Source organism: Nostoc sp. DedSLP04 (genome assembly GCF_034530775.1).
GTDB lineage: Bacteria > Cyanobacteriota > Cyanobacteriia > Cyanobacteriales > Nostocaceae > Nostoc.
Genome location: NZ_JAVRCL010000075.1, coordinates 1 through 21,539, shown reverse-complemented (window position 1 = coordinate 21,539; position 21,539 = coordinate 1). Strand labels below are relative to the sequence as shown.

At 40.0% G+C, this 21,539-nt stretch carries 23 protein-coding genes; 12 read left to right on the top strand and 11 right to left on the bottom strand.

The features are described 5' to 3' along the window. Positions 1–831 precede the first annotated feature (831 nt). Positions 832–1,092, top strand: a complete 261-nt coding sequence (locus RMX89_RS30030; RefSeq protein WP_322691508.1) for a hypothetical protein — start codon at positions 832–834, stop codon at positions 1,090–1,092. Between the two features lie 711 nt (positions 1,093–1,803). Here the strand turns inward: RMX89_RS30030 and RMX89_RS30025 are convergent. Then, complete coding sequence (locus RMX89_RS30025) at positions 1,804–2,025, bottom strand: DUF4327 family protein (protein ID WP_322691507.1); 222 nt, start codon at positions 2,023–2,025, stop codon at positions 1,804–1,806. 187 nt (positions 2,026–2,212) lie between these two features. After that, positions 2,213–2,383: a hypothetical protein gene (locus RMX89_RS30020; protein WP_322691506.1), complete on the bottom strand. Its 171-nt coding sequence runs from the start codon at positions 2,381–2,383 to the stop codon at positions 2,213–2,215. Positions 2,384–2,522: 139 nt separating this feature from the next. On the opposite strand from RMX89_RS30020, the gene RMX89_RS30015 reads away from it, so the two are divergent. Further along, on the top strand, positions 2,523–3,755 hold the full coding sequence (locus RMX89_RS30015; protein WP_322691505.1) for a cysteine desulfurase-like protein: 1,233 nt from the start codon (positions 2,523–2,525) through the stop codon (positions 3,753–3,755). A gap of 234 nt (positions 3,756–3,989) precedes the next feature. On the opposite strand, the gene glp is transcribed toward RMX89_RS30015, so the two are convergent. Then, complete coding sequence (glp, locus tag RMX89_RS30010) at positions 3,990–5,255, bottom strand: gephyrin-like molybdotransferase Glp (protein ID WP_322691504.1); 1,266 nt, start codon at positions 5,253–5,255, stop codon at positions 3,990–3,992. A 37-nt stretch (positions 5,256–5,292) separates the two neighbouring features. Then, complete coding sequence (locus RMX89_RS30005) at positions 5,293–5,934, bottom strand: PEP-CTERM sorting domain-containing protein (protein ID WP_322691503.1); 642 nt, start codon at positions 5,932–5,934, stop codon at positions 5,293–5,295. Positions 5,935–6,241: 307 nt separating this feature from the next. Between RMX89_RS30005 and RMX89_RS30000 the strand changes: the two genes are divergently transcribed. The 7 genes from RMX89_RS30000 to RMX89_RS29970 all read left to right on the top strand — a co-directional run bounded on the left by RMX89_RS30000 (position 6,242) and on the right by RMX89_RS29970 (position 10,992). Further along, entirely contained in the window at positions 6,242–6,799 is a 558-nt protein-coding gene (locus tag RMX89_RS30000; protein ID WP_322691502.1) for an RDD family protein, read from the top strand. 43 nt (positions 6,800–6,842) lie between these two features. Continuing rightward, entirely contained in the window at positions 6,843–7,037 is a 195-nt protein-coding gene (gene rpmG / locus RMX89_RS29995; protein ID WP_094351774.1) for a 50S ribosomal protein L33, read from the top strand. Between the two features lie 2 nt (positions 7,038–7,039). Next, positions 7,040–7,255, top strand: a complete 216-nt coding sequence (gene rpsR, locus RMX89_RS29990) for a 30S ribosomal protein S18 (protein ID WP_012411240.1) — start codon at positions 7,040–7,042, stop codon at positions 7,253–7,255. 152 nt (positions 7,256–7,407) lie between these two features. Continuing rightward, positions 7,408–9,468, top strand: a complete 2,061-nt coding sequence (locus RMX89_RS29985; RefSeq protein ID WP_322691501.1) for a ribonuclease R family protein — start codon at positions 7,408–7,410, stop codon at positions 9,466–9,468. Positions 9,469–9,592: 124 nt separating this feature from the next. Then, the gene (locus tag RMX89_RS29980) at positions 9,593–9,877 is read left to right on the top strand and encodes a type II toxin-antitoxin system ParD family antitoxin (protein ID WP_322691500.1); all 285 of its coding nucleotides are present in this window, start codon (positions 9,593–9,595) and stop codon (positions 9,875–9,877) included. Continuing rightward, positions 9,877–10,164 (top strand): type II toxin-antitoxin system RelE/ParE family toxin, encoded by a 288-nt coding sequence (locus RMX89_RS29975; RefSeq protein ID WP_322691499.1) that lies wholly within the window; start codon positions 9,877–9,879, stop codon positions 10,162–10,164. The genes RMX89_RS29980 and RMX89_RS29975 overlap by 1 nt, the downstream gene beginning before the upstream one ends. 57 nt (positions 10,165–10,221) lie before the next feature. Then, positions 10,222–10,992, top strand: coding sequence for a 2-isopropylmalate synthase (locus RMX89_RS29970; RefSeq protein ID WP_322691498.1), 771 nt, complete (start codon positions 10,222–10,224; stop codon positions 10,990–10,992). A 146-nt stretch (positions 10,993–11,138) separates the two neighbouring features. On the opposite strand, the gene RMX89_RS29965 is transcribed toward RMX89_RS29970, so the two are convergent. The 3 genes from RMX89_RS29965 to RMX89_RS29955 all read right to left on the bottom strand — a co-directional run bounded on the left by RMX89_RS29965 (position 11,139) and on the right by RMX89_RS29955 (position 13,604). After that, complete coding sequence (locus RMX89_RS29965) at positions 11,139–11,471, bottom strand: hypothetical protein (RefSeq protein WP_322672659.1); 333 nt, start codon at positions 11,469–11,471, stop codon at positions 11,139–11,141. 82 nt (positions 11,472–11,553) lie between these two features. Further along, positions 11,554–11,901, bottom strand: coding sequence for a hypothetical protein (locus tag RMX89_RS29960; protein ID WP_322672658.1), 348 nt, complete (start codon positions 11,899–11,901; stop codon positions 11,554–11,556). Between the two features lie 104 nt (positions 11,902–12,005). After that, positions 12,006–13,604 (bottom strand): B12-binding domain-containing radical SAM protein, encoded by a 1,599-nt coding sequence (locus tag RMX89_RS29955; RefSeq protein WP_322691497.1) that lies wholly within the window; start codon positions 13,602–13,604, stop codon positions 12,006–12,008. Positions 13,605–13,932: 328 nt separating this feature from the next. Between RMX89_RS29955 and RMX89_RS29950 the strand changes: the two genes are divergently transcribed. Next, positions 13,933–14,646 carry a hypothetical protein gene (locus tag RMX89_RS29950; protein WP_322672656.1) on the top strand — a complete coding sequence of 238 codons (714 nt, stop codon included), beginning with the start codon at positions 13,933–13,935 and terminating at the stop codon, positions 14,644–14,646. An 8-nt stretch (positions 14,647–14,654) separates the two neighbouring features. On the opposite strand, the gene RMX89_RS29945 is transcribed toward RMX89_RS29950, so the two are convergent. The 3 genes from RMX89_RS29945 to RMX89_RS29935 form a co-directional block, all read right to left on the bottom strand. Beyond that, entirely contained in the window at positions 14,655–15,608 is a 954-nt protein-coding gene (locus RMX89_RS29945) for an NAD(P)-dependent oxidoreductase (RefSeq protein WP_322685231.1), read from the bottom strand. A 195-nt stretch (positions 15,609–15,803) separates the two neighbouring features. Then, positions 15,804–16,865 (bottom strand): uroporphyrinogen decarboxylase, encoded by a 1,062-nt coding sequence (gene hemE / locus RMX89_RS29940; protein WP_322691496.1) that lies wholly within the window; start codon positions 16,863–16,865, stop codon positions 15,804–15,806. A 365-nt stretch (positions 16,866–17,230) separates the two neighbouring features. Then, complete coding sequence (locus RMX89_RS29935) at positions 17,231–17,914, bottom strand: PEP-CTERM sorting domain-containing protein (RefSeq protein WP_322691495.1); 684 nt, start codon at positions 17,912–17,914, stop codon at positions 17,231–17,233. 660 nt (positions 17,915–18,574) lie between these two features. On the opposite strand from RMX89_RS29935, the gene RMX89_RS29930 reads away from it, so the two are divergent. After that, positions 18,575–19,312 (top strand): hypothetical protein, encoded by a 738-nt coding sequence (locus tag RMX89_RS29930; protein ID WP_322691494.1) that lies wholly within the window; start codon positions 18,575–18,577, stop codon positions 19,310–19,312. 33 nt (positions 19,313–19,345) lie between these two features. Further along, a complete protein-coding gene (locus tag RMX89_RS29925; RefSeq protein WP_322691493.1) occupies positions 19,346–19,969 on the top strand; it encodes a hypothetical protein in 624 nt (207 codons plus the stop codon). 106 nt (positions 19,970–20,075) lie between these two features. Here the strand turns inward: RMX89_RS29925 and RMX89_RS29920 are convergent, their stop codons facing one another. Beyond that, positions 20,076–21,395: an ABC transporter substrate-binding protein gene (locus tag RMX89_RS29920; RefSeq protein WP_322691492.1), complete on the bottom strand. Its 1,320-nt coding sequence runs from the start codon at positions 21,393–21,395 to the stop codon at positions 20,076–20,078. Positions 21,396–21,539: the final 144 nt, after the last annotated feature.

Here is a 21,539-nt window from a genome sequence, read left to right as displayed (position 1 = left end):
AGGTTCATAATTTCGGCTTTTTTAATAAACTTTATCAAGACTTTCAATAGACAATACAAAAAATGAGCCATTGCCGGAGACGGTTTCCCTAAAAGTACTCCAATTAAAAAAATGCCCAATTGTCATTGCGGGAGCAAAGCAGAATGAAGCAATCGCAAAGTACTTGAGATTGCTTCGCTTCACTAAATAGAACAGGCGGGAAAAATCAAACTATGTTAATAAAAGTAAAGTGGACTAAAACCCTCTTTCCTTCTGCCTTCTGCCTCCTGCCTCCTGCCTGAACCTGATGATAAATATTCACAGCGACTTACTTACGTTACGCTCACAATGACAGGTTTTGGATCGTTTATTTTTTGGAACACTTTAACATAGAGGAGACAGTCATGTGGGAAAGTTTCGCAACTTCAAGAGCCACTGCATTGAGCGAGCAATACCCAACTTGTAATCTTCCCTACTGAAACTTTGTGAACTCAGCATCAACTGCCAATAAATCAGAAGGGAAAAGAATTTGACTGGTTTATTCTTTATTCTATTCATAAGTAGGTGGCACGCTAGCAGTAACGCCGCTCTGAAGCCCCACATTTATAGTTATAAGAATTTATACGAAGATAAAGGAACTTGTGAAAAAACCGCTAAATTAGCCGGAAAGTATTACTTAACAATTGTGTATAAGTTTTTCTAAAACATTAAGTATTTTGACTATCCTCACAACTTCCTCATATTTAAAGACTATAGTCAAAATATAGACAGTTTCTTTTTAATATCTACGGGCTTCTCAAATAGCTGCCCTGAATCGCAATAACACTTTTATGAACAGGATTTGAGAAAAATATGAATTACTGTCCTTGCTGCTCAAGTTTACTTTTAGAACATGTACGCGGTGCAGAGACTTACTGGTTTTGTCGTCACTGCTGGCAGGAAATGCCTATTTATAATAGGCATAATCGGAACGAATCCAGTTCGTTCGCTGATGTTGTCATGGGAAAACTACCTAGAAAGCCTCAGAAAGAAAAACGTAGAAGTACTATTGTTTACGCAAGCCAATGGCAATCGATTACCGAATGGATTGGGCTAGAAGAGTTATCTACCTAATCCAATTTACTGAAACCGATTAGTCTAATTGCTTTTCTTGATTTCAGTAATTAATTGCTCAAGAATGTGAGACTATAGCCTATTTTTTAGGTATTAATTGACACATTTAGAGAAAGAAAACAGAAAAATTTCTCAAACCCACAGCCAAAGAGGTGAGGTTGCTTCTGAGGTTAAGCTATGTCTGACTGGAGGTAGCAACCCCTAATTAACCATTCCTATGCAGAGTAGGCAAACGAGAGGACAATGGTAATACCATTTTGGATTTTAGACTTCGGCTACGCTCAGTCGAACGATTTTAGATTTTAGATTGTGAAACATCCATTAGATAAGTGTTTCAGTTTTCTATCTGTCGCAATTATTTTTCAAATTGGTATAAGTTTGTAGGACAACTCTCAAAAACTTGCGTGTACACCGTAGCTCGGTGTAAATAATTATTGTTGAGATAAAGAAGGTAGAAAAAGGGTTTGAATCTTGTTTACTTTTCTTCACACAGTTTGTTTTTATTGTGCCAACTTATTTAACAGAGAATTATGACGCTAGCAATGGTTCTCTTATCTTTTCAAAGCAAAGCTATCCATCAAGATTTATTGCTTACTTTAATAATCTCTTGCTTATAGCCCCCGATTAATTTGGGAGTTTTTCATGTTGAAAAATAAATTTGTAATTTTGATTTTATGGGATGCAGCTAATAGGGTTTAGCCTTATGTAGCCTCAATCATCTTCCCAAGATTCATGATTCAGTAAATCGATAATTCTATCTCTGAGTAAAAATTCATTTTTTTCTAACTCAAGTTCAAAATTAATCCAGTCACGATGAGGAATATATTTACAGAGGGTATAAATTGGCTGTTGACGGTTAACAAGTCTCTTTTTAACAAGTTTAAGTGCTTCTTCTTTGATAACTTGGATGTCATATTTTACCGTAGTATTCATAAGTCGTTCCTTTATTTTCAATCAAGGAATTAAGACTCAAAACAATAGTTGCTTTGACTCTCCCTTAAACTTATCAAATAAAATTGGCGAGAATTGTGAAGAATCAAGACATTAATAGTTGCTGGAAGTTAAATACAGGAGATTTCAATTTCTCGTGCGATCGCGAACAGTGTGTTGGAGGCAGAGGCTACGCTAACATGAGATACACAAACACCCAACCACTTTCCCATTTATAAGGGTTGTCACTACGTTGGTCGTCCCGACTGACTTGTTCGCTCTTAACCTTCCCGTTATGAAACCAAGTGGAGTCTCTTGCAAAAGTCTCTAACACCTCACCCCCAACTTTTCCCCAAAGCATAGGGGAGCGTTTGCTTTACTCAAATGCGGGGTGGGGTTCTTTATTTTTGATTTATGCAAGAAGTCTAATGTAGATGTTCTCTGGGCGACTTGTCAGAAGGTAGGCTAGGGTAAAGAACATTCTCTAGAAAACTTATATTATGCTCCTGAATCTTGATAAAGTTCGTCAATATTTTCCGGCTCTAGCTGGGGAGTGGACTTTTTTTGATAATGCTGGTGGGTCACAAACCTTGAAAAAAGTAGTAGATAGAATTAGCGAATTTCTCTTAAGTTCTGATGTCCAGTTGGGAGCTTCTTATGGAATCTCTCAACTGGCTGGAGAACGATTGGCTTTAGCAACTAGGGAAATGGCTACTTTCATTAATGCCAATTCTTATAAAGAAGTAGTCATGGGGCCATCGACTACAATGATGTTGAAAGTTCTTTCAATTTGTCTGGGTAAAACCTTCACATCTGGTGATGAAGTTATTGTTACTAATTGTGACCATGAAGCTAATATTGGTGCTTGGGTCGCTCTTGAAAAACAAGGAATAAAGGTTAAAGTGTGGAAAGTTCGCCCAGATACTTTAGAACTTCATTTAGCAGATTTAGAACCATTGATGAGTCAGCGCACAAAACTGGTAGCCTTGACTCATGCTTCTAATGTTCTGGGAACCATCAACCCGATCAAAGAAATTGCTGCATTTGTACACGATCGCAACGCTATGATTTGTGTAGATGGTGTAGCTTATGCACCTCACAGATTAGTTGATGTCCGAGATTTAGATGTTGATTTCTATACTTTGAGTTTTTATAAAGTTTATGGGCCGCACCATGCCTTACTTTATGGCAAAGAAGAACATTTATTAAGATTGCCTGGTCTGAACCATTATTTTATTGACCAGACAGATATACCTTATAAATTTCAATTAGGGAATGTCAATTTTGAATTAAGTTATGGAATGTTAGGTCTATGTGATTATTTAAGTGAATTAGCACAACTGCACTATGGGAATGAAACTGCACCTGATTTGAGAAATCAAATGGTGCAAGCATTTGATTTAATTAGCATACATGAAGAACATATTAGCGATCGCCTCCTAAATTATCTCAACAGTAAACCGAATGTGCGAGTGATTGGTCAATCAAAGGCTGACCGTAAATTCCGTGTACCAACTATATCTTTTGTCGTCGATGGAATAAATAGCTCAACTATTCCGGCAAAAATTGACCAACATTATATTGGGATTCGCTACGGAGACTTTTATGCTAAACGGCTGATTGAATACCTGGGTTTAGCGTCTCAAGGTGGAATAGTCCGGGTAAGTATGGTGCATTACAACACCCTTGAGGAAGTTAACAGCTTGATTGAGGCTTTTGAGCAGATATTTTAACTAATTCGTAATTCGTAATTCGTAATTCGTAATTATTGGGTTTAATTCAAGATGCTTGGGTTAAACCTTTTTTTCATCTCCTGCTCTCCCTACTTGTCTTAAAGCCAAGCAATTGAAGTTGAATTCTCCCTTTCCTACAAAGATGCTACGCGCTTGTCTATACGTGGTTTTCTTTCACATAGTGTTTAAATCCCTTTATGCAACTGTTTTTAATTACGAATTACGAATTACGAATTACGAATTACTAAGCTGCAAAACTTGCACTTCTTCTTGTGGCGAAATTAATGTTTTACCCACTGGGAGAACAGCTAAGGCATTGGTTTGAGCTAAATTAATTAAATTGCCGGAACTGTGACTACCACCAGCTTTGTGAAATTCATAAATTCCATCAATTAAATGTAATTTACCCCAAAGGTAAGTTTCACGTTTGCCGTTTGATCGCAATTCATCATGCGATCGCACTTTCAAAAATACTGGTTCCCAACTTTCAGTTATTCCCGAAAGTTTCTTGATTGCTGGTAGCACAAATCGCCAAAATGTCACCAACACAGCAGCAGGGTTTCCTGGTAAACCAAAGTATAGTGCTGAGTGTGGAGAGACGCGATTAATCGCGTCTGTACTGGGGAAAGTGGCGACAGTCAGGGGTTTTCCTGGACTAATTTGCACAGCCCGAATGTGGATTTTTGCTTTTAGTGACTCTAGAATTTTGTCAACATAGTCATAATCTCCCACTGAGACGCCACCAGAAGAAAGAACTATATCAGCGATCGCCACAGTGTGAGTAATAACTTTCTCCAAAGCAACTGGATCGTCTTTCACAATGCCTAAAATTAACGGTTCTGCGCCACTTTGTCTCACCAACGCTGCCAGTGCATATTGATTAGAATCCACAATTTGCCCCGATTGCAACGGTTTATCAGCTGTCACCAGCTCATCACCAGTGGAAAAAATTGCCACACGCGGACGGCGGTAAATAGTTAATTGCGGACACTGTGCTGCTGCCAATACGGCAATTTCTGAGGCATTTAACTTAATTCCTGCTGGTAGTAGTTCTGTTCCAGCTTGATAAAAAGATGCTTTGTGTCTAACAAATTCTTGCGGTTTTGGTGCATCCAGTATAAATACGCGGTTTTCCTCGCGGCGTGTTTTCTCTTGCATGACTACAGTATCCGCACCTGCTGGGATTACCGCACCTGTAAAAATCCGTGCGGCTTGCCCTGGTTGAATCGTAGACTTGGGCTGATACCCAGCCGGAATCTCTTCAACAATTTCTAAAATAGCTGGTTGTTCGGCGTTAGAGTCCTGTACATCTTCGTAGCGAACTGCGTAGCCATCCATTGCCGAATTATCCCAATGGGGAAAATCTAGCGGACTGGTGACAGGAGTTGCCAAAATGCGACTATCTGCTGTCAATAAATCTACAACTTCTGTATCCCGTTGACGATCCAACGGCTGCACCAAATTTAAAATAATTGCTTGTGCATCGCTGACTGATAACATAGCGATCGCCTCCGACTTTTTTCTTTATCCCTGTAAACTAACACTGACCAATTTTAGATTTTGGATTTTGGATTGATTTCTGCTTGAGGGTAAATCCTAAACTACACACTGCTAGTAAACCGATAATTATGCTTCCTTCGGGGACTTTGGATACCTGAACCGAATTGTTGCTTAAATCTAGGATTTGCTTTGTGCCTGCTGCATCTCTATTATTAAAACCAAATTCTTTTGTTAGAACCTCATCACTAAAACCTTCATCTATAAGCGCGAGATTATTATTAAGCCATGTGTCGCCAGGAAACTCATCATCTTTGCCAACATCAAAAGGGCCAAAGATTTGCTCGGTAATGCTATCAAAGTTGAATCTTAAAAAGCCGTAGTTAGATATCCCACTAAGCACTGGAGTAAAACTATTTATCAGATTACTCAAGGGATCAAAGAAGGAAATTGAGAGAGATTGCAAGTTCTTCGTAGTTCCCAAACCAGCTTCAGAAATGACGCTGGGAGCAGTTGTTGTATCGTAGTTAAATGAACCTTTCGCTGAATAACCTGTGTCTCCTTTCCAGTTAAAGTTAAACTCAGCAGCATGAGCCAGGTTGTTGGTGGTTATGGCGATCGCTAACGCTAAAGTAGTAGTCGTCACCAGACTAATAGCTGTTTTAGTAAACAGATGTGTCATAGATATAACTTCCAAATTAATTAAAATGAAGTTTCTACAACAATACAATATAGATGTACAACCCTACTGTATGTTGCATCCATGACCTATAGCGGCTACTCTATGATATACTAACTAAGTACAGTAGAGTATTAAAATGAACTTAGTACTTAATCCTATTTTTGAGTCGTGCAGTTGGTAGTTGTACAAATTTTTGTTAGCTGGTTTTTGTTCTTTGACAGCGCAGCAACTAGCCAGGTCATCATCTTAATATTAAAAACAGGAGCGATCGCTATTTCCCAACCCCTAAATAAAATACTTATTTTGTATGACTATCGAACGACTTCCCCAAAAACACTATCCCAAAGCTGAGATTGGGCGGCGAGGTATGGCGTTGGGACTTGATTTCCTTGGTGTCTGGTTAGTCAGTTCCCTACTGGGAGGCGGCGATATCGGGATTCAATTTCTTGAAATCTTAGTTTTTATAATACTTTGGCTGGTTTTGCGGGTAGTGGTGGTATACAACAATCAAGGGCAAAGTTTAGGGCGTTGGGCATTCGATTTAAAGGTATTGGAAGTCGAAGATGGGGAAGTAGTGGGCAGAATTCCCGATTTGCTCTCACTAGTGAAGCGAGAGGCGATTATCGGCTTGGGTGCTTTATTAGTGTCAATTGCCCTGAGCAATATTAGAGCCAATCCCACTGCTATACTGCTAGTAATTCCCCTAGCAATTGATTGTGGAACTGCTTTCTCTGATACCCAGATGCGGCAGGCTTTACACGATCGCTATTGTGGAACTTTCATTGTTTCGTCGCGTCGTGGCTACTCGCTCGATATAAAAATTAAAAGATTAGTTGAAAATATACGGCGGAATGTGAGAAGATAGTCATTTGTGTTAATTCTCTTCAGGCTTCACTGTTTGTAAGATTATGGCTAAGAGTAAAGGTGCCCGCATTATTATCACACTAGAGTGTACTGAGTGCCGGACAAATTCAGATAAGCGTTCTGCTGGTGTTAACCGTTATACCAGTACCAAGAATCGCCGCAACACCACCAACAGGCTAGAACTGAAAAAGTTCTGCACCCACTGCAACAAACATACCGTTCACAAGGAAATTAAGTAGAGATGAGTTATTTCCGTCGTCGCCTTTCTCCGATCAAGCCAGGAGAACCAATTGATTATAAAGATGTTGATTTATTGCGTAAGTTTGTCACCGAGCGGGGAAAGATACTGCCACGTCGGATTACTGGGCTTACGTCTCAGCAACAGCGAGAGTTGACATTAGCAATTAAACGTTCGCGGATTGTGGCTTTGTTGCCATTTATCAATGCAGAAGGCTAAAAAGAGTGATGAGTCAGAAGTTATGAGTTATGAGTTATGAGTTATGAGTTATGAGTTATCAATTAACTTTTCACTCCTCACTCCTCACTGCTCACTCTTAACTACTCACTCCTAACTATTTAAACTGTTCACCAAATTAGAGTGCGAGAGTTGTGGAGAAGGGGACGCTAGTTGAATTTAGGGTTCAAGGCGATCGCCGTCTGGGCATCGTAGAACGTCCAGACGGTAAAACCCGCTGGTTTGTGGTAGACGAACGCGGTCAATCCCACAGCCTCGCGCCTAGACAAATAACCTATACAGTTACCAAAGAGACTTATAAGGTTTCTGAAATTGCCAGCTTTTTGGAGCAGATCGAGCCTTATTTAGACCCATCTAGTTTAGAAGTGGCTTGGGAATTACTGGTTGAAGATGGGGAAACAGTTACCCCAGACCAAATGGCGAATCTGCTATTTTCAGAATCAGCCGCGCCTGCTTGTTACGCCGCCTATTGCTTGTTATCAGACGACAAACTTTATTTCAAGCAAAAAGGAGACGCTTACGAGCCGAGAACTGCTGCTCAAGTGGCAGAACGCAAGCACCAACTAGAAGTAGAGGCACTAAAAGCTAAAGGACAGCAGGAATTTTTAACTCGTGTAGAGCAGGCGCTCAAAGGTGAAGCAGTAGAATGGCAGCGCCACGATCGCCAGCGTTTAGAAGGACTAGAAAAATACGCAGCGCTAATAGCTGACACCGTGCGGACGGGGGTTAATTATGACTCGTTGGCTCGCGCTTATCCGCCCAGCGCTCCAGTATTAGAAACTATGACCATGCTGGGACGGCCCACGACACCCCAAGGAGCCTTTCAACTATTAGTTGATTTGGGTTGCTGGAGTCCTAATGAAAACTTGTTCCTGCGGCGTTCTTCAATTCCGATCCAATTTCCTCATAAGGTATTAGAAGTGGCGCAACAGCGTTTGGATTTCCCGCCGATAGACTCAGATACAAACCGCCTTGATCTGACTCACCTGAAGGTTTACACCATTGATGATGAAACTACCACAGAGATCGACGATGGTCTAAGTTGGGAAGTACTCCCCGATGGACAAGAACGCCTGTGGGTGCATATTGCCGATCCTACTAGATGGTTAGTACCGGAAGATGAATTAGATTTGGAAGCCAGAAAGCGCGGTAGTACAGTCTATTTACCTACGGGAATGATTCCCATGTTTCCAGAGGTATTGGCAACTGGGCCAATGAGTCTGATCCAGGGAAAGGTTTGTTGCGCCCTGAGTTTCGGGATTATTTTAGGTACAACTGGGGGAGTAGAAGATTACAGCATTCATACCAGCTTAATTAAGCCGACTTATCGCCTCACCTACGAAGATGTAGATGAAATGCTGCAATTACGGGTACAAGCAGAACCGGAAATTGCTGCGATCGCAACTTGGGCACAAAAACGCAAAGCTTGGCGTTACGCTCAAGGAGCAATTAGCATCACTATGCCCGAAGCAACGATCAAAGTCAAAGGCGAGGAAATCCACATTGATATTTTGGACGATTCCCCATCGCGGCAATTGGTAGCAGAAATGATGATTGTTGCCGGTGAAGTTGCGGCCCGTTATGGTAAAACTCATAACATACCTTTGCCTTTTCGCGGTCAACCACAACCAGAACTACCTCCAGATGAGGAATTGCTGCTACTTCCAGCTGGATTCGTTCGCGCTTGCGCCATGCGCCGTTGTATGCCCAAGAGTGAAATGAGCATTACACCTTTGCGTCATGCCGGTTTGGGCTTGGATACTTACACTCAAGCAACTTCTCCCATCCGCCGCTACAGTGACTTACTCACCCACTTTCAAATTAAAGCCCATTTGCGGGGTGAAGTTCTGCCATTTTCCGCAGATCAACTTAAAGAAGTAATGATGACTGTCACCAGCATCACCCAAGAGGTGACGATGGTGGAACGACAAACTAATAGATATTATGCTTTAGAGTATTTACGCCGTCATCCAGAGGAAACTTGGGATGTGACAGTGTTGATGTGGTTGCGAGAAGACAGCAACTTAGCCCTAATTTTATTAGAAGATTTGGGCTTGCAGTTGCCAATGGCTTTCAAACGTTCTGTGAAGTTGGGCGAACAGATAGTGGTGAAAGTTAGCCACGCCGATCCACAAAAAGATATAATCCAGTTTCAAGAAATAATTTATCAAGAAGCCCAAACAGCAGCAAATTAACTCATTTGTCATTTGTCATTTGTCATTAGTAATAATCGCCTAGTATTATTAATTACGAATTATTTTAGCCTTGCTCCAATTGCTTTCGGTTACTATATAGAGTAAATGGAATGAGGTAATAGTTGTGAATGTATCTTTGACCCCAGAACTGGAGCAGTTGGTTAAGGATAAGGTTAATAGTGGTCGATACCACTCAGTGAGTGAGGTGATGGGTGAAGCATTGAGATTGCTAGATGAACGCGATCGCCTTCAAGAACAACGTTTAGCAGAATTGAAAGCTAAAATCCAAGTTGGTATCGAAGAACTCGAACGTGGTGAAGGAATTGATGGTGAAGAGGTATTTGTAGAAATAGAGGAAGACATTCGACGCGCCCAAGCGCAAATGCAACAAGCTGAGGCTGCTAAATAATGAGTAGGTGTATTTTAGCGCCTTCAGCTAGATTAGATTTGAAAGAAATTAGCAGCTATATTGCCCGCTACAATCCTGATGCAGCTCAAAAACTCAACGAAAAAATTAAACAGCAGTGTAAACTGTTGGCTGATTTTCCTAATATGGGGCAAAGTTGCGATAATTTTGCCAGTGGTTTACGGAGTTTTCCAGTAGAAGATTATTTAATATTTTATCGTCCCATTGATGGCGGTGTAGAAGTTGTACGTATTGTCAGTGGTTATCGAGATTTAGAGACAGTTTTCTGAAGTGAGGATATTCCTTAATATTGCATTTGATGTAAGCGATCGCTATCTCTAGCCAATATGTCAGAAAATAATCACAAAGTAATTATTTTTGATACCACCATGCGTGATGGAGAATTGACGCCTGGTGTAAAGATGAATTTGCAACAAAAAATTATTATCTCCCAATTACTCGAAGAAATGGGAGTAGATATTATTGATGTTGGTTATCCAGGAAGTTCTCAAAAAGATTTTGATGAAGTCTTTAATATTTCTAAAATAATTAAAAATTCTATTATTTGTGGGCTAGCTAGTTCAAATTCAAATGAAATAATCACTCTTGCTGAAGCAATTAAACCAGCAATCAGAGGCAGAATTCACACTTATACTCCAGTAAATATTAAAAACCAGTCTAAATTAACCAAAGAAGAAGTATTAGCAACAATCAAAGAGAGTGTTTCTCTCGCACGCAATTACTGTGATGATGTAGAATGGAGCGCTTTTGATGCCCCCAGAAGTGAGCCAGATTTTTTGTGTAAATCTATTGAAACTGCAATCAATAGTGGTGCTACTACTGTTAGTATTCCTGATAGCTTAGGTTTGGCATCGCCAGAAGAGTTTTTGCAACTTCTGCAAATGATTTTTAATCGAGTGCCCAATATTAACGAAGTTGTAGTTTCAGTACACTGTCATGATGATTTGGGCATGTCGATAGATAATTCACTCATTGCTTTAAGTTGCGGCGCGAGGCAAATTGAATGTGCAATTAATGGTTTGGGTGCGAGGAAAGGTAATGCAGATTTAGCGAAAGTTGTAACAGAGGTTTTAAAACAAGACAAGTATCAACTTTAAATTAACACTTCGTTAATCAGTAAAGCAGCAGAGCTAATTTTTGAAATAACTGGGATTGCAAAAGCAAAATAGTTTTTATAGGGTGTGTTACGCCAAAGGCTAATGCACCACTTGACTGAATTAAGAATTATTGATGTTTATCTTTGCTATGATCGCGGCTTTTCTGGCATAGGATGAGATGATGGTTGGACAACTTCATTACCTGGGTCTACTGCCTCTGCTCCTCTTGAAGCTTGTCTTATAGCATGAGATGATGGTTGGACAACTTCATTACCTACCAAGATATTGGTATTAGTACTGTTATTCAAACTATTCACTAGTTTTCTACGAAGTGACTCTAAAAACATAGTATCATTACCAAGATCGGAAGCTTCGTCCTCATCGATATCTTCGATTTGATTGAGTCGTTCTTGATATTTCTCAATCAGACCATCGATGGCTTCAATGATAAACTTTATGTCCTTAAACGACAGATTCATTGTAATTTACCTACATAAAATAGCTTTATGTCACAAAAAATTCAACTAAATTCAAAATAAAAAATTTATAATTTTGTTAGCATTAACTTATTTTATAAAATAATTCATCTACCAATTTCAAGGCTGCTTTGTATTCATCTATCAACATCGCTCTAGAAGGTTTCCATAACCAGTGGTTATCGTGGTCATTTACCAATTCTATTTGCTCTGGAATTTCAGTATTGGATTCTAATTTCCACCAGTTTTTGCCATATCCTTGAGTGGTAAATGTTGATACTCCTCCGGGCGATGTCCCGTCTGGTAAAGTAGTCATGACCCAGACTTGACCATCTTTATTATAGGTGGCAATATCTTTATTAGGTCTAACATTCTCCATTCTAGGAGAATTAGCATTACCTTGCCGATAGAGTGCGATTGGTGTTTTTGCCATTCAGTAAGTGTCAATTTATGACTATCATACTTTGAATAGCATACTGGTTTTAATAACGGCTAATAAGTAATTTTTTCACTTTTACCTATTAACCGTTACTACATTTAACTAACTACTGCTTCAGCTTTTTCCTCAGCTTTTTCCTTAACTAGCACATAAGGCGTTTCTGCACCTTGTGCCAAATACTCAGCTAACTGACTTTCAATTTGATCGCGGACAATTTGGCGATACTCTAGAAAATGTTCGTTATGGGCACAAACGGCGATGTAATGTTCAATAACTCCAGGGTTACGTTTGAGAATGCTAAATAAATGATGCCAGAATTTCCAACGGGTTTCCCGTTTGATTCCTTGTCGCCAAATCACAATCAGCAACGCTTTTATAACTACCCACTCTGGCATTTTCGCTGGCGCTTTCCAACTCGGCAAGCCCATCATCAAGAAGCAGCGATAGGTACGATCCAAATATTGTACTGGGTCGTATAAAGTACAGAATGCCTCAATATATTCTCTGGCTAGTTCTTCCAGGGGACGAGTGGGCAGGAAGTTCATCAATGTTGTTTGGTTGATGTTTCCATCTTGATTTTCCCGTAATCTTCCTTCTTTTTTCAGGCGATGCCAAAGCGCAGTGTTAGGTAACGCTTGCAACATGGCAAAGGTAGTTGAGGGAATTGCTGCTTGTTCAGCAAAGCGGACAATGCGATCGCCTGCGCCTGCTTTTTCGCCATCAAACCCGATAATAAACCCAGCCATTGGGCGCAATCCCGCTTTAGTAATAGTTTGCACTGCCTCAGTTAGAGAACTACGAGTATTTTGAAACTTCTTAGTCATTTGCAAACTATCCTCATCCGGTGTTTCGATTCCCAAAAACACCGCCGAGAAACCGCACTCAACCATCAACTCCAACATTTCTGGATCTTGTGCTAAGTCAACTGAAGCTTCCGTATCAAATCGGAAGGGATATTTGTGTTCTGCCATCCAGACTTTTAACTCTTTCAGCAACAACTTTACATTTCGCTTGTTGCCAATAAAGTTGTCATCCACCATGAACACACCCCGCCGCCAACCCAGTTCATAGAGATAATCTAATTCTGCTAAAAGTTGGGCTGGGGTTTTGGTGCGTGGTTTGCGCCCGTAGAGAACAATAATGTCGCAAAATTCGCACTGGAAGGGACACCCGCGCGAAAATTGCACCGACATCATGTCGTAAGCATTCAATTCTAATAAGTCAAAGCGGGGTATTGGTGTGCTGGTGACATCAGGCTTTTCTGTGGCGCGGAAAGTGCCAGATGTGTCTCCCCTTTTTATTGCCTCAATAAACATGGGCAGCGTGATTTCCCCTTCATCCAGAATCAGAAAATCTGCGCCAACATTTTCAACTTCGTGAGGTACAGAGGTGGGGTAGGGGCCGCCAACTGCGACTAACTTGCCACGTTTTTTTGCTTCCTGGATTTGTTCAAGTAAATCTTGCTTCTGGACAATCATCGCAGAGAGGATTACTATATCTGCCCATGCCCATTCTGCTTCTGTTGCTGCACGGATATTGCGATCGACCAACTTGAATTCCCATTCTTGGGGCAAAATCGCGGCTACTGTTACTAAACCCAGAGGTGGTAATAAAACCTTGCGATCGACTAACTCTAGGATTTTTTCATAAGACCAAAAGGTTTTGGGAAATATTGGATACACTAACAGGATTCGCATGTAGTATCAATCCTCACACTTTGATTGTTATCCCACTCTAACGAAAATAAAGAGTTATTGACTTTTTATTAAAGTTGTTTTATTTTACCATTCATATTTTTAACTTAAATGGACGACTAGTACAGCACAGCGTAAATCCAACCACCATCTCAATTAACCAGACAAGTTGCTCTGAGCAACTGGTTAAAGGTAGGTAAACTTTCGCCACAGTTTACTAGGATTTCTTTAAAAAGACTCCCACATATATAAGAATTATTGTCATTTAGCTGTATCGTGAAAAGAGAAGCAAATTAGAAAACAAGTGTAGGCTTCCGAATAAATCAATCAGATGATCGCACAATGGCTCTCAAAAGCTTTTGCACAAAGTTTCAGGATTCTCCTTGCCGTTACATTTGTCAGTACTACATTTCCTGTGGTTGCATCCGAAGATAAATCTAGTTCTAGTAATCAACGTAATCTCCTTCAAACTGAGATTACACAGCAGGATCTCAAAATCATCGATCGATTAGTAGCTATTGCTGAACGCAACTCAGCCCAAGTGCTGGAAACAAAAGCTGCAATGGGATTGAATGCTTTTAGAGATGTCTTAGCTATCGAATTATCTCCGGCTCTAAGTACGATCTCAACATCACCGGATTCCCCATCTGAGCGCTCAAACAGTTTTTCCTTAACCGTTACAGTTGACCCGATTAAATTCATTAGTACTTTTGGGCAGCTTCCTGTTTTGCAAGCTCGTTGGAAGGAAGCTAGACAGCAAAAAAGATTAGCTATCGTGCAATATTATGTTGCCTATCTCCAAGCCCGTCAAGCAGCTTTAATTGCCACTTATCAAATACAAAAAATTACTGGAAGTTCTGACATTGCCAATCTTTATTCCCAAACAAGTTTTCCTAAGAATGTCAATCATCTTGCTAATCCTGATTACGTTGCAGCTGCAACGTCTTTGTTAGAAGCAAACACACGCGAACGATTGACATTGGAAGAATTGGCAGCTTGTGTCGGCTTATCTTCGCAAGAAATGACCGCTATCATTAGCAAATAATAGATATTTCATACACGTTTAACACCGCTAATTTTCAAAACATCACTCATGGTTGCACAATAATTTGGTAAGCCGAAACTATCGGGATTGATGAATTTTTCGTATGTAAAATGTCGATAGTTCATACAAAACCGATCCCAAGCGGCCATGCGAATGCGGAATAGAACAATAATCAAATTAGCCAATGCTATAGATATGGGAATACGAAAGTAAATCTTTTTGCCCAGATAAGCACAAACTTCTTCCACTGCTTGATTAGCAGTTAATGGTGCTTGACCTAAAACAAGCCTACGTGGTTGATTATCTTTAGCAGGACGATCGATCAGATATCGCACAACAGTGGCAATGTCTCGTCCGTGGATAAAGTGAAAACTGCCATCTGCTTCTAAAAAGCGAATCAAATTGATATATTTTGTCACTTCTGCAATACCAGATGTGACAGCAGAATCAGGTTTATTCGCATCACCGCCGAATACTACAGTGGGAAAAACTGTGGTAATTTTGGGTGCGATCGCTAATTTTTCTTTTTTCTCTAAGCACTCATATTTAGAACGGATATAATCTGTCCCAATTTCCCCGGCTTCTTTTAATGGTTGATTGTAGCGATCCAAAACGCTAGCTGTCGAAAAATAAATTACCTGTTGACAACGTTCTGGATCTAGCAGTTCGAGTAACTCTATAGTCTTGACGACATTAATATCAAATGTTTGCTCGCCACCCCAAGCTGTGGCTGTGAGTACGGCTGTATCAATTGTGGATAGCAAATCGGCAAACTGGCGAATATTTTGCATATCACCTTGTAAAACGTTGATACCTGAACGTGCCTTGGTATCAACTTGCAGTTTGCTTGGGTTCCTAACTAATAGATACAGTTCGTGATTTGTTTCTTTAATTAAGGCTTCTGTTAAATAATGACCTACACAACCACTTGCACCAGTCACTAAAATCCGTTTCTGGCTCATAATAAGATTTTAATAAGTTAGAAGTTAGGAGTTAAGAGTTAAGAATTAAGTTAAAAGTTCCCTATCAGGAGTTATTTATAAAGTTAGGAGTAAGAAGTGAGGAGTTAAGAATAAAAAATAACTTTGTACCTCGCAACTCATAACTTGCAACTCATAACTCATAACTCATAACTCATAACTCATAACTCATAACTCCTAACTCTTAACTCCTGCAAGATTCAATTCCTTTGCAGTTTCAAAAAAGAAAGCGACATTTTCTTCTGGAGTTTCTGGTAAGACACCATGACCGAGATTGAGAATGTGACCCCAATTACCAGCTTTGCGAACGGTATCGAGAATGCGATCGCGGATAAACTGTTTAGAGCCGAATAGTACACCTGGGTCAAGATTTCCTTGAACTTTCATTTGTTTACCCAATCTGGCTCTTGCGTCTGCCATATCCACTGCCCAGTCTACACTGACAATATCAGCGCCAGATTGTCCCATTCTTTCCAACACACCTGCACTACCACTAACTAGCAAAATCAAAGGTGTATCGGGATGGGTTTGTTTAACTTGCTGGAAAACTCGCTGCTGATAGGGCAGAGCAAAGGTGTCATAATCTTGAGGACTCAATTGACCCGCCCAAGAATCGAACATTTGCACAACTTGAGCGCCAGAGTCAATTTGGTAGCGGGCATAGATGGCGATCGCATCTGCTAATTTAGCTAATAATTGATGCAGTATCGCCGGATCTGAGAATGCCATGTTTTTGATGATGGAGTAGGTTTTAGAACCTTTTCCTTCAACTGCATAAGCTGCTAATGTCCACGGCGCACCCACAAAACCCAACACCGTTGATTTATCGCCTACTTCCGAACGCAACGCTTGCAAAATTGTCTTGATAAATGGTAGAGCTGCTTCTGGTTCTAAAGGATGCAGACGTTCAATTTGTTCTTGAGTGCGGAGGGGCGAGTGAATGATTGGCCCTTTACCTTCGGCAATATCCATGTCAATCCCCAAACCAGGTAATGGGGTGACAATATCAGAAAATAAAATTACTCCGTCTGGTTGGAAAGCTCTCCAGGGTTGCAAGGAAACTTCAATTGCTACATCTGGAATTTCGGAGCGATCGCGAAACGAAGGATACTTTTCTCTTAAGTCTCGATATGCTTTCATATATCGTCCCGCTTGTCGCATCATCCATACAGGGGGACGATCTACTACTTCACCACGAGCAGCCCGTAAGAGATGAGGAGTCGTTGAATAAACACCCATTTATTACTTCATCCTATTTATGCCACTGTTTAGCTTATCATTCTGGGATTACGCTTTTCCAGCAGGTTTTCTGGAAAAGGTGAATAGCAGGGCATAATAGTAATATTTTATAATATTTTGATTATTGGACATAAGCGCTCGGTTGGCTTGACTACAGTATTAATGCCAGCAAGCGCTACAATTTATTGTTTTTTTTTGGCTTATCCCATGAAATTATTGCTTTGAGTCCTAAGTAGAAATACATTTTTCACTTCTGGATCGAGGGAACGGATGAGGAAAACTGCATAACAAATAAAAATGTGTCTCTATGCCATATATAGATAGAGACACATCCTTAAGGTTTTTCAACAGGAATCTGGATAAATTTATCCTTTCAGTGCCACTTTCTTTTGTGAGCGTTTGAAGACCGACATCATACCACAAGCACCTATTGCTAACACACCTAATATTGCATTAGGTTCAGGAACGCTGGCTAGTCTATAGGCGTGGTTATCTGTTTCAAAGGCAACGCCATTTGAGCGCATCACAACTCGGTCAAATGTTTCTCCTGTATCAGCTACAAGATTGATAAACATATTAGCTTGAGAGCTAGTCCAACTACCATTAGCTATAGCAGTTGGCACATCTGCACCACTAAAAGTCTTTAATAACTGATCGCCTTTGTAAATGTCAACAAAGTTATAATCATCTAATGAACCTGCATAAAAACCGAAGTAATTAACAGCTTCTTTGAACTTAATATTGACCAAACCACTGTCGCCTGCAACATTACTACCTACTGGAGCAATTGTTAGAAATTTGGTGTTATCTCCATAAGGTGAGGCGTATTGACCAGATACGCTACCTTGAACAATGTTACTAGTAATATTAGAGTAAGTAACAAATCCATTAGGATCGTTTGCTGTGCCATTGTCAAAGGTGACAGTTTTAGCATCAGCATAGCTAGAAAACGGGCCACTGTTGACTTGCAGAGTTACCGCACTAGCTGGATTCGCGCTCATGACGACAGCAGTTGTTCCGAGTAAAGCCAAAGAGATTTTTTTCAGCATTCTAGTAATAAACCTTGAAGAACACAAAGAGAATTAAGACTGAACTTTTCTTGAAACCTAGCTATGAAAAACTGGTTTCATTACTCCAACAAATTAGAAAAAAGTTACAAAGATGATTAAGTCTTTATATATGGCTGTTGTTGAGTAAAACAAGCTCAAAGATGTAAGTTTCTCTTGATGCTTTGTAATCCTATTTTGATTTTTATAACTCGCAAAAGATACGGTATATATACTAAAATATCTTTAAAGATTAAGTGAAGGCTCTTGTGCAATTGTAGTGGGCAGGACAAACCCATCTAAATTACTCTTGATCGCAACTAAGGTTAAGAACCAACAAAAAATCACCATTTATCGTTTGGTTTAGTTTCCCAGACTCAAAAAGATGCTTACGATGGACTACCCCTAAATCTTTAGCAAAAAGAATAGGTTAATGAAATTTTATTGAGAATAGGCTGTTATTATTGACATAAGATTCTCGCCTTGAGGAAGTGGCGAGTGGGGAGTGGCGAGTGGGGAATGGAAAATAGGGACTGGTGATTGAGAAATAGGGTAAAACAAGAATCAATATTTAATTGAGGATTGAGCATTGGGCATTAGTTAATTCTCCCTCTGTTCCCCTATCTCCGCGATCTCCCTATTCTCTCACTCCCCTAACTTCTTATGCAAACTGACTCTAACAGTCCCGACCATCTTGCATCTGCTAATAACGAGCCTAATCCAGGAAAGTATTTGATTCCGCGATCGCAGCGACAGAGGTTCTTTATTCAGTTTACCTTAATGACCCTCATCGGATGGGTTGTGGGTGGCGTTGCTAGTATCGCTTTAGAGAAAATTATTCTTCAAAGTCTCTCACCTAACATTGCTAATCAACCACAAACATGGAGCATTTTGGTTAGAAGTCTCAGTAACGTTGTATTTGCCGTGATTTTCGCTGCTGACCAAGCTCTTGTGCTTTACCGATATTTACCGAGTTGGCAGTGGCTATTTGCTACTAGTGTAGGTTGGTTGATTGCCAACGGTGTTTCTACAGCCTGGATTAACTACATTTCAACCATTGCCTCATCATCTTCTGAAGATACTTTGATTTTTGGATTTTTGTCTGCGATCGCATATATAATTTCTGGAATTTGGCTAGGGATTTGCCAATGGCTGGTGTTGAGGCGATATACAGCAGGTATTTGGTGGTGGAATTTTTTACCCTCAATCTCTTTTTTCTGGATTACTATTTTGGTTTGGTTGCTTTTTATTATGCAAAATTTGATTCCAGAAACCTACCGTACTCCCATACTATATTGGAGTGGACAAGGACTGACAGCAGCGATTTTAGGAGCCATACCAGCAATTGGTTTGTGTACATTAAAAAGAAATTTACATCCCAAAACTGGAGTTTCTTCCTGACTTTTATCGATATATTTCATAACCTTAATATTTATGACTCGCCCACGCATTCTCCAACCCGGTCAAAGTTATACATTTAGTAAGTATTTTGAATTACCATATACCCCAGCAGATATCTTGGGGGAACTGGGATGTAGTTACGAACGCGCATCGCTACAACTACCACAATATTCAGGCGTAATTGACTATTTAGAATTTTTACAGCGTTACTTACGGCGCAATATCATGCGCGTAAACCCTATCAGTGAAGCTGCAAAACGTGAAGTTTTAATTGCTCCTATTTTGTTGGAAATTTGCGACCAAACGCAAACTCAACTAAACATTGAGTACCCCATTAATGTTAGCGAACAACTCAAAGGGAGTTTTGATTACTATATTTCATCTTCCAATTCCCTGTTAGTAGTCGAAGCCAAGCAATCCGATTTAAGCCGGGGATTTACTCAACTTGCAATTGAATTGATAGCACTCGACCAATGGACAGATTCGCAAACACCAACTTTGTACGGTGCTGTAACAAATGGAGAAGATTGGCGATTTGGAATATTTTATCGGCAAGATAAACGGGTCATGCAAGATATCAAACTTTATCGCGTTCCAGAAGGTTTGGAAGAATTAGTGCGAGTGCTTGTAGGAATTCTTACCAATGCTGGTAGTTAATTACAATAGTTTTCTTTTCTATGAAGTACAAAGCTACAGGTTTGGAGGCAGAAGGCAGCCCCTATAGGACTTCTAGTTAAAAAACAGCACTCACCACTAGTTCTATTTATTTGTCATCCCAAATCAAATCTAAACGCTCTTGTGCTTTCTTGAGGGCTTTTTCAGCAGACTCTCCTAGTACCGTCGCTTCTATAGCTCGACCAAGACTATCAGAAAGACGGCTATATCCAGCAATAATTGGTTGAGAATGTGCCACTGGTAATTGATCAAAAAACACTTTTAATACTGGTTTTTCATTAATGAATTGCTGATAAGCTTTGCTTTGAGCCGATGTAAGGGTAACTGGCAAAAAACCCGTCCCTATACTCCATTCGGTTTGGAATTCCTCACTCAAAACATACTCTAAAAATTTGAATGCTGCTTGCTCTCTTACTGGTGTGGTCTTCATCACAAAAAAATTTCCAGTACCTGTGACTGTAGCAGCTTTGACACCTGCTGGTATGGGTAATACCTGATGATCGACCTCAGATTTCATAATTAACGTCCAAGGGCCTGTTATCTGCATCGCAACACGACCTGTAAGAAAAGCTTCCTCTTCATAACCTCGTTCTGGGGCAGAAAGCATTACTGAACCATCTTTTATCAGGTCTTGCCATAATTGTAAGGCCGCGATCGCACCCGCATTCGTTAAATTGGGGCGATTATTAGTTACAACCTCTCCCTCTGCACCAAATAAAAACGGGAACCAACTAAATACAGTCCATCCTCCTTTTCCTAAAGGCAGTAACATACCATACTGTTCGGGGCGGCCATCCCCATTGCGGTCTATAGTTAATTTTTTGGCAACTTGTCTCAATTCATCCCAAGTCTTGGGTAATTCTGTAATTCCCGCAGCTTCAAAAAGTTTAGGACGGTAAAAAATACCAATATTACTGGTGTGCATTGGCACTGACCAAATGTGACCATCTAACTGCATTTCTGGCAATAAGTTAGGTCTAATGTCTGACTTGAGGGGCGATTTATCCAACCAATCTTCTAAAGGTCGAAGTGCCCCTAATTCCACAAATTGACCTGTATATTCAGGATGGAATGACAGCAGGTCTGGTGGTACATTGGCAACCACTGATGTCAATATTTTTGGTAATTGAGGTTCACTCTCAAAGATAGATTGTACCTGAATATCAGGATGAGTTTGATTAAATTTATCTATTAGTTTTTGAAATATATCTCGATTTGCAGGGGGATTAATAGCTTGCCATAGTGTCAGATGAATTACCCCATCTTCCTTTTGTCTTATCCCCTGACAACTAGATAAGAATATCAGACACAAACTTAGAATGATTCCTAAAATAAAAAACTGCCGAGCCGAATTTATCAAGTAACACCATAAATCTCTAATTCTCTTAGCTAAAAAGTTAGTATTCATACAAATTTTTTAGATATAAACATTAGTAAAATAGTATATTATTCAATTATACTCATCTTGAAATAATTTGCTCTCTCAAAACTTCTAATCGGGAGCATCCCATTTTTGCAAAAACATTAGATAGCAAGTTGACCATTGAGGTAG

Coding starts and splice junctions, on each gene's coding strand:
- hemE (WP_322691496.1), bottom strand. CDS start 16,865: ATGGGTGTTTATTCAACGACTCCTCATCTCTTACGGGCTGCTCGTGGT.
- glp (WP_322691504.1), bottom strand. CDS start 5,255: ATGTTATCAGTCAGCGATGCACAAGCAATTATTTTAAATTTGGTGCAG.
- RMX89_RS29935 (WP_322691495.1), bottom strand. CDS start 17,914: ATGCTGAAAAAAATCTCTTTGGCTTTACTCGGAACAACTGCTGTCGTC.
- RMX89_RS30020 (WP_322691506.1), bottom strand. CDS start 2,383: ATGCTTTGGGGAAAAGTTGGGGGTGAGGTGTTAGAGACTTTTGCAAGA.
- RMX89_RS29945 (WP_322685231.1), bottom strand. CDS start 15,608: ATGAGCCAGAAACGGATTTTAGTGACTGGTGCAAGTGGTTGTGTAGGT.
- RMX89_RS29960 (WP_322672658.1), bottom strand. CDS start 11,901: ATGGCAAAAACACCAATCGCACTCTATCGGCAAGGTAATGCTAATTCT.
- RMX89_RS29955 (WP_322691497.1), bottom strand. CDS start 13,604: ATGCGAATCCTGTTAGTGTATCCAATATTTCCCAAAACCTTTTGGTCT.
- RMX89_RS29925 (WP_322691493.1), top strand. CDS start 19,346: ATGACTCGCCCACGCATTCTCCAACCCGGTCAAAGTTATACATTTAGT.
- RMX89_RS30005 (WP_322691503.1), bottom strand. CDS start 5,934: ATGACACATCTGTTTACTAAAACAGCTATTAGTCTGGTGACGACTACT.
- RMX89_RS30000 (WP_322691502.1), top strand. CDS start 6,242: ATGACTATCGAACGACTTCCCCAAAAACACTATCCCAAAGCTGAGATT.
- RMX89_RS29920 (WP_322691492.1), bottom strand. CDS start 21,395: ATGAATACTAACTTTTTAGCTAAGAGAATTAGAGATTTATGGTGTTAC.
- RMX89_RS29950 (WP_322672656.1), top strand. CDS start 13,933: ATGATCGCACAATGGCTCTCAAAAGCTTTTGCACAAAGTTTCAGGATT.
- RMX89_RS30030 (WP_322691508.1), top strand. CDS start 832: ATGAATTACTGTCCTTGCTGCTCAAGTTTACTTTTAGAACATGTACGC.
- RMX89_RS30025 (WP_322691507.1), bottom strand. CDS start 2,025: ATGAATACTACGGTAAAATATGACATCCAAGTTATCAAAGAAGAAGCA.
- RMX89_RS30015 (WP_322691505.1), top strand. CDS start 2,523: ATGCTCCTGAATCTTGATAAAGTTCGTCAATATTTTCCGGCTCTAGCT.
- RMX89_RS29965 (WP_322672659.1), bottom strand. CDS start 11,471: ATGAATCTGTCGTTTAAGGACATAAAGTTTATCATTGAAGCCATCGAT.
- RMX89_RS29930 (WP_322691494.1), top strand. CDS start 18,575: ATGCAAACTGACTCTAACAGTCCCGACCATCTTGCATCTGCTAATAAC.
- rpsR (WP_012411240.1), top strand. CDS start 7,040: ATGAGTTATTTCCGTCGTCGCCTTTCTCCGATCAAGCCAGGAGAACCA.
- RMX89_RS29975 (WP_322691499.1), top strand. CDS start 9,877: ATGAGTAGGTGTATTTTAGCGCCTTCAGCTAGATTAGATTTGAAAGAA.
- RMX89_RS29970 (WP_322691498.1), top strand. CDS start 10,222: ATGTCAGAAAATAATCACAAAGTAATTATTTTTGATACCACCATGCGT.
- rpmG (WP_094351774.1), top strand. CDS start 6,843: ATGGCTAAGAGTAAAGGTGCCCGCATTATTATCACACTAGAGTGTACT.